At 72.3% G+C, this 6,710-nt stretch carries 7 protein-coding genes and 1 pseudogene; 2 read left to right on the top strand and 6 right to left on the bottom strand.

Going from position 1 to position 6,710, the window contains the following annotated elements; genetic code table 11:
- Positions 1 to 493: pseudogene (locus RIF93_RS17465) on the top strand (amidohydrolase); the annotation flags it as partial.
- A gap of 10 nt (positions 494 to 503) precedes the next feature.
- Here RIF93_RS17465 and RIF93_RS17460 read toward each other — a convergent pair.
- The 5 genes from RIF93_RS17460 to RIF93_RS17440 form a co-directional block, all read right to left on the bottom strand.
- Positions 504 to 1,310 carry a hypothetical protein gene (locus RIF93_RS17460; protein WP_309092728.1) on the bottom strand — a complete coding sequence of 269 codons (807 nt, stop codon included), beginning with the start codon at positions 1,308 to 1,310 and terminating at the stop codon, positions 504 to 506.
- Between the two features lie 154 nt (positions 1,311 to 1,464).
- Entirely contained in the window at positions 1,465 to 2,334 is an 870-nt protein-coding gene (locus RIF93_RS17455) for a hypothetical protein (protein ID WP_309092727.1), read from the bottom strand.
- A gap of 69 nt (positions 2,335 to 2,403) precedes the next feature.
- Entirely contained in the window at positions 2,404 to 4,221 is a 1,818-nt protein-coding gene (locus RIF93_RS17450) for a PAS domain-containing protein (RefSeq protein ID WP_309092726.1), read from the bottom strand.
- Positions 4,222 to 4,322: 101 nt separating this feature from the next.
- On the bottom strand, positions 4,323 to 4,775 hold the full coding sequence (locus RIF93_RS17445) for a GFA family protein (RefSeq protein ID WP_309092725.1): 453 nt from the start codon (positions 4,773 to 4,775) through the stop codon (positions 4,323 to 4,325).
- Entirely contained in the window at positions 4,772 to 5,851 is a 1,080-nt protein-coding gene (locus tag RIF93_RS17440) for a transcriptional regulator (protein WP_309092724.1), read from the bottom strand. The genes RIF93_RS17445 and RIF93_RS17440 overlap by 4 nt, the downstream gene beginning before the upstream one ends.
- Positions 5,852 to 5,939: 88 nt before the next feature.
- Between RIF93_RS17440 and RIF93_RS17435 the strand changes: the two genes are divergently transcribed.
- Positions 5,940 to 6,503, top strand: coding sequence for a hypothetical protein (locus tag RIF93_RS17435; protein ID WP_309092723.1), 564 nt, complete (start codon positions 5,940 to 5,942; stop codon positions 6,501 to 6,503).
- On the opposite strand, the gene RIF93_RS17430 is transcribed toward RIF93_RS17435, so the two are convergent.
- A partial coding sequence (locus RIF93_RS17430) for an N-acetyltransferase (RefSeq protein ID WP_309092722.1) occupies positions 6,500 to 6,710 on the bottom strand: 211 nt, incomplete at its 5' end. The two genes, RIF93_RS17435 and RIF93_RS17430, sit on opposite strands and share 4 nt — an antisense overlap.

Here is a 6,710-nt window from a genome sequence, read left to right as displayed (position 1 = left end):
GCCGAACGAGACCCTCGCGCGGGTGATGGACGAGAACCTGCGCGACGTGGGCGGGGTGGTCTGGGACGCCCAGGAGCGCGCCTTCGCCGAGGCCATGGCCAAGCAGCTGCCGGCCAACAACGCCAAGCTGGAAAGCGCCGCCGAGGTGCAGCCGATGCGGATCGGCGGCGACGGCGGCGGCTCGACCGACGTTTCGGACGTGAGCTGGGTGACGCCGACGGTGGGCATGCGGGCCGCCGTCTGGGTGCCCGGCACGCCGGCCCACTCCTGGCAGGCGGTCGCGGCGGGCGGCACGACGATGGCGACCAAGGGCGGAGTCGTGGCGGCCAAGTCGCTGGCGCTCACCGGGGCGGCGCTGTTCCGCGAGCCTGCGCTGATCGACAAGGCGAAGGCCGAGCTGGAGCAGAAGCGCGGTCCGGGCTTCGTCTACAAGGCGATGGTCGGCGAGCGCGCCCCGCCGCTGGACTACCGCAAGAAGAGCGGCGCGGAGTAGGCGGGCTCCGCTACCAGCGGCGGTAGCCGGGGCCGGGCTGCGGATAGATCGGGTACCGCGGCTGGGGCGGGAAGTAGCTGGCCGACTGGTCCTCTTCCCACTGGCGACGGCGTTCGGCCTCTTCGTAGAGGCGGCGGCGCTCGGCTTCGGCGTACTGGCGCTGGCGCTCCTGGGCTTCCAGACGGCGCTGACGTTCGGCGTCTTCGGCCAGCCGCTGGCGCTGGGCGTCGGCGGCCGCGGTCTGGGCGCGGGCGGCTTCGAGCTGGGCCTGGGCCACGGCCTGTTCGCGGGCTTCCTGCTCGGCGCGGGCCTTGGCCTGCGCCTCGGCTTGAGCGCGGGCGCGGGCTTGCGTCGCGATCTGGGCCCCGCAGACGCGCAGGTCGGACAGGCCCTGCTCGGAGCCGGCCAGCGACGTGGACGCCGGCTCCTCGCCCAGCCAGGCGACGTCGAGGGTCTGGCCTTTGCGCATGGCCGCTTCCGTCTCCTCGGACAGCACAAGCTCGCCGGTCACGCCGTCGGGCTTGCGGATCATCAGGTTGGAATAGCGGTTGCGGTCCACCCGGATCGGCAGGAAGGCGCGTTCAGGCAGGTCGGGCTTGGCGAACGACAGGCTGACGATCTGGCCGTCGGAGGTGAGCGTCACCGGCGTGATGGCGCCCGAGCGGGCGACGAGCTCGAGCTGTGTCGTGCACGAGGCTTCGGCGGGCGAAACGACCCACAGCGGCGCCGCGCCGCGAGCGGGGGCCGCGGCTTGGGCGGCCGTGGCGGCCAGCGCCAGGCCGGCGGCAGGAACGAGGATCTTGGTCACGTGACGCACTTGGCGGGCTCCTGGCTGACACGCGGGTGACAGCGTACCTCGGCGGCGGGCCAGACAGGGTGCGGCGGGCCGTCGCGCACCCCCACCTTTCCGCGGCCGGCGGTGAGTGAAGCGGTGGCCGCATGAACGGAGGATGAGCGAGGGCCGCGCGCGGCTAGCGCGTGCGGAGCCAGGCCAGGACGCGGGCGACGCCGTTCTGCTCAGGCGGCAGCGTCGTCACGCCGAGATCGTGGTCGGTGTCCAGCTCGACGTAGGTGACGTTCGGCCGGCTGACGCCAGCCACGAGCGTGCGGGCGCTTTCGACGGGCGTCGACGAATCCCGGGCGCCATGGACGACGAGCAGCGGGCCCGAGTAGCCGTTCAGCAAGGGCAGGCAGCGCTTCGACAGCACCGACCACCACCAGATCTCCGGGTTCGTCGGGCCGAGCCAGGTTTTCCCGAGACGGGGATCCGTTCGAATCCTGCGGCGCTCGGCGGCGAGGCGCGCGTCGCCTTTAGTGAGCTTGTCGAGTTCCTGGTCGAAGGTCATGCCTCCCCCCGTGCCGAGCAGGGCCAGCGCCCCGACATCGCTGGACGCGCCCGCCATGGCGCAGCCGGTCAGACCGCCCGCGGAGACCGCGAGGACCTGGAACGCGCCCTTCTCCCGCAGGCCGAGCTCGGTCTTGAGGCGGCGCATCGCCACGAGGTGATCGAACCAGCGGGCCTCCTCGGTGGCATGGGACTCGTACACGGGGCCACAGTCGCCGCTATCGGCGGCGCCGTCCTTCTCCACCATCACCACCCAACGAACGCTTGCGCCCCCGAGGGCCTGTGAGAGCCAGCTGTGCGCCTCGGCGCGGCGGCAGTCGGAGCCTTGTACCAAGAGGAGAGCGCGGTCCCCCGCGCCCGCGCGCCGGTCGAAGATCGCGACCTTCAGGACGCTGTCGTCAGCCCGGACGATTTCGAGGCGCCGTGCGGACGCGGCCAGGGCCACGTCGACGGCGGCGAAAAGGCCCAGGGCGATCAGGAGAAGCAACGTGCGCATGGCCGGAGCTTGCCGCGAGCACGTCGGCTGTGAAAGCCGAAGCTCAACAGCGACGCTCGCCTGCCGTCTTCAGGCGGTCGTCGGGATCGAGAGATCGACGGACAGGCCTTCCGGCGCCCAGCGGATGTCGATCTGGCCGCCAAGCTGACGCTCGATCGTGCCCTGCAGCAAGGTGGAGCCGAAGCCGCGGCGGGTGGGCGGCTGGACGGGCGGCCCGCCGCGCTCGATCCAGGTGAGGCGCAGGGTCTCGGCGTCGGCCGTCCACGAGACCGCGAGCTCGCCTTCGTCTCTGGACAAGGCGCCGTACTTGGCGGCGTTGGTGGCGAGCTCGTGCAGCACCATCGCCATGCCCTGGGCGGGCTCGGGCGGCAGGCGCACGTCAGCGCCGGAGAGGCGGATCTTGCCGGGGCGCGCCGAGATGAAGGCGGCGAGCTCTTCACGGATCAGGACCCCCAGCTGGGCGCCCTCCCAGCGGTTGGTGGCGAGAAGGCCGTGGACGCGCGAGAGCGCGTGAACCCGGTCCTCGATGGTGCGGGCGTACTGCCGGACGTCCTCGGCCCGGGTCAGGCGCAGGATCGACTGGACGACGGCCAGCAGGTTCTTGGCCCGGTGGTCCACCTCGCGGGCGAGCAGGCGTTCGCGTTCGATGGCGCGGTGGCGCTCGGTGATGTCGCTGGTGACGCCCACCAGTCCGATGACCTCGCCGCGGGCATCGCGGAGCGGCGCCTTGAGCGAGCGGTAGACGCGGGTGTCGCCCGAAGGATCGGTGAAGGTCTCGTCGACGTCGACCACGCGGCCCTCGCGCATGACGAGCTGGTCGTTGGCGATGATGGCGCGGGCCTGGTCCTTATCGGTGGCCCAGTCGAGGTCGTTGTGGCCGAGGAACTGGTCCTGAGGCACGCCGATGATCCGGAACGCGGTGCGGTTCGCATAGATGATGCGGCTGTGACGATCCTTGGCGTAGATCATGTCCGGCGTGCTGTCGCTGATCAGCGTGAGCAGCGCGCTGGTGCGTTGCAGCTCGGCCGAGGAGCGCTTGAGCTCGTCGATGTCGGTGCAGGTGCCCATCCACCGCTCGATGGCGCCGGACGCCCCGCGCAGAGGAAGGCCGCGACCCAGGACCCAGCGGTACTCGCCGGAGACGTGGCGCAGGCGGTATTCGATCTCGTAGGGCTCGCCCGTCGCCAGACTGTGGCGCCAGCAGGCTTCGGTGCGGGCGCGGTCGTCGGGGTGGAATATCTCGAGCCAGCCATCGCCGTCGGTGGAGCCCGGCGGAAGGCCGGTGAATTCGTACCAGCGGTCGTTGAAGAAGTCGTGGTAGCCGTCGGGACGGGTCGACCAGACCATCTGAGGCAGGGCGTTCAGGCGCCGCTCGAGCTCGAGGCGCCCTTCAGCCTCGCGGAGGCGGGACAGCACGTTGGCGGAGGTCTCGACGCAGACGCAGAGGGCGCCCAGCGCTTGACCGCCCGCGCCGTAGATCGGGCTGTAGGAGAAGGTGAACCAGGCCGGCGCCGGCTGGCCCTGCCGCACGAGCGTCACCTCGAGATCCTCGAAGAAGGTGTGTTCCCCTCGGAAGGCCGCGTCGATCACGGGCTCGATCTGGGGGCGCACCTCGGGCCACACGTCCCAGAACGACCGGCCGAAGGCGCCCGGGTGCTTGTCGGCCAGGATGGGGACGTAGGCCTCGTTGTAGATCAGCGTCCGGGCCTCGCCCCAGACGAGGAACATCGGGAAGCCGGAGCTGAGCACGAGGCCCGTCGCGCTCTTCAGCGCATCAGGCCAGCCGTCGATGGGGCCCAGCGCCGCCGGCGGCGCGCTGGCCAGTCGCGCGCCGGCCTCGCCCTTCAGCCAGGGCGGGAGGACATGAGAGGCGGAGCCGCCTTGCATCTCGTACGAAGGACCCGTCGATACCGCCACGAACGCTGCGGCCCGGCACCTATAGACCGGCGGCGGGGCGGCAAGCTACGCCTCCCTGCGCGTCTCGCCGGCTAGGAATGGCTGCGCTCGGCAAAGGCGGCCATCAGGCGGCCGAAGTCCTCCGGCCCGGGGAAGCGTTCGAAGCTCTCCACCGCAGGTGTCGTGGCCCAGGAGAGCTTTTCGGCGGTCTGGGTCTCGACGAAGGGATCGAGACCGGTCGGATCGTCGAGCAGCGGCGTGCGCACGTTCACGAAGGGGCCGATGCCCTTGGGGCGCGTGAACATCCAGCTCATACAGCGCGGGCAGAAGTAGTGGTCGAGGTCCGAGCTGCCGGCTCCGCCGACCACCGGCTCGCCCGCGGCCACCTCGAAGCCGTCCTCGGTCACCAGCACGCTGAGCGAGAAGGGGCCGGCGGTCATCCGCTGGCAGCCCTTGCAGTGGCAGGCCATGGTCAGGAGCGGGGCGCCGGTCAGGCGGAAGCGGACCTGTCCGCAGCGGCAGGCGCCTTCGCGGGCTTGGCTCATGGCAGGGACTCCTGGGGCTTGGGTGAGCGGGGGAGCGTCATGGCGCCGACCAGGAAGGCGCCGAACAGCAGGCCTTCGAGAGCGCCGGTGAGGGCGTGGGTGAGAGGCCCGAAGCCGGGCTCGCCCGCCAGCCCGCCGAGATGATCGAGGCGCAGCCGGGAATTGGGGAAGCGCTCGGTCAGCAGCGCGAGGCTGCCGCCCAGCAGCCGGCCGCCGGTGAGCGCGATTGCGAGGCCAGCGGCGGCGCCCGCGAGACCGCCTGCGACGAAGCCGCGGCGCGCCGACGGGGTCGCGTTCGAACGGCCCGCGAACCAGGCGCCGAAACCCACCGCCGCGCCGAGCAGGGCGCCTTCGGACGCGCCGGTGACGTCGCCGGGCGACTGGCCGAACAGCAGGTTGAAGGCGTCCACGCCGAGCAGCTTCACGACCGCGCCGATCAGGAGGCCGCCGAGCGCTCCGCCCAGGACCATGGCCGGGCCGCGCCGCCGGCGGGGGGCGAGCGCGTCGGCCGCGGCGATGCCGAAGGCCACGGCCGCGCCGCCGAGCAGGGCCACCACCATCGTCAGGCAGACCAGGACCAGCAGGACCGAGATGGCGCCCATGCCCGGCTGCAGCGGCTCGGACGCGCCGGCGAAGCCGTAGACCACGCCGCCGAGGAGCCCGGCGAGCACGCTGCCGCCGGCGCCCGCCAGGCCGAGGCGCAGGATGTCGGACCGGTTGCTGCGGCGGGTCGTGGGCTCAGCGGCCGCCGGCGCCTCGACCCGCTGCACCGGGGCCACGAAGCGATAGCCGTGCTTCGGCACCGTCTCGATGAAGCGCGGGCGGGCGGCGTCGTCGCCCAGCTCGCGGCGCAGGGTGCGGATGCACTGGGTGAGCGCCTCGTCGGTGACGGGCACGCCGCGCCAGACCTCATCGAGGAAGCGGTCCTTGGAGACGAGCTTGCCCTGCTCGCGAACGAGCAGGGCCAGGGCGTCGAGGTAGCGCGCGTTCAGCGCCACCGGCGCGTCGTCGCGGCGGAGCAGGCGGTCCTGGGGGTCGAGGAAGAAGCGCTCGAAGCGGAAGCTGCCGGGGGCCAAATTTCAGCAAAGCCTCAGGAGTTGCTCATGCCGCTCAGCCGGCGCGGGGGCAGGCTTGCAAGCCTCACTCAGTGCTGGAGGAAAGGCAATGGCGGCAAGCGTGGAAAACGGCGGCGAGCGATGGCTGCGCGTCCTGCGGATCATCGGCTGGGGCGGGGCGGGCTTGCTGCTCCTCGCGCCGCTGGTGGCGATGCAGTTCACCGACGAGGTGGACTGGACGGCGAGCGACTTCGTCTTCGCGGGCCTGCTGCTGGGCGGCTTGGGTCTGGCGCTGGAACTGGCGGTCCGCCGGGGCCGCGACTGGAGCCACCGTATCGCCGCGGCCATCCCGCCGGGGTTGGCGTTCCTGACCCTCTGGATCAACGGGGCGGTGGGCGTGATCGGCGACGAGAACGAGCCCGCCAACGGGCTGTTCCTGGCCGTGCTGGCAGTGGCGCTGGCCGGCGCGTTGGTCGCCCGCTTCCGGCCGGCTGGGATGGCTTGGGCGATGACGGCTGCGGCGGTGGCGCAGGCGGCCGTGCCGCTCGCGGCCTGGGGCCTGGGACTCGCGCCCACGCACCTGATCGGCTCGCCCGAGGTTCCGGCGTTCACGGTCGTGTTCACCGGGCTGTGGCTGCTGTCGGCCGGCTTGTTCCGGAAGGCGGCGGGCTAGAGGTTTAGCGCCAGGAACACGGTGCCGGGCGGGGTCGGCGCGTAGTAAGGCGCGATGGGCCGGAAGCCGAGGCGCTCGTAGAGGCCTTGGGCCGCCGCCATGCTGGGCAGGGTATCGAGGCGAAGCTGGCGATAGCCGCAGGCGCGGGCGGCCTCGACGACGGCCTGGGTCAGCGCGCGGCCCAGGCCCAGGCCGCGGGCGTCGGGC

Source organism: Phenylobacterium sp. (genome assembly GCF_031181185.1).
Taxonomy (GTDB): domain Bacteria; phylum Pseudomonadota; class Alphaproteobacteria; order Caulobacterales; family Caulobacteraceae; genus Phenylobacterium.
Note: the sequence above shows the minus strand (reverse complement) of the source record. Positions and strands in the feature narration are given on the sequence as shown.

Excerpts from the sequence above, each read along its gene's own strand:
- RIF93_RS17455 (WP_309092727.1), bottom strand. The coding sequence starts at position 2,334 with ATGCGCACGTTGCTTCTCCTGATCGCCCTGGGCCTTTTCGCCGCCGTC.
- RIF93_RS17450 (WP_309092726.1), bottom strand. The coding sequence starts at position 4,221 with ATGCAAGGCGGCTCCGCCTCTCATGTCCTCCCGCCCTGGCTGAAGGGC.
- RIF93_RS17435 (WP_309092723.1), top strand. The coding sequence starts at position 5,940 with ATGGCGGCAAGCGTGGAAAACGGCGGCGAGCGATGGCTGCGCGTCCTG.
- RIF93_RS17445 (WP_309092725.1), bottom strand. The coding sequence starts at position 4,775 with ATGAGCCAAGCCCGCGAAGGCGCCTGCCGCTGCGGACAGGTCCGCTTC.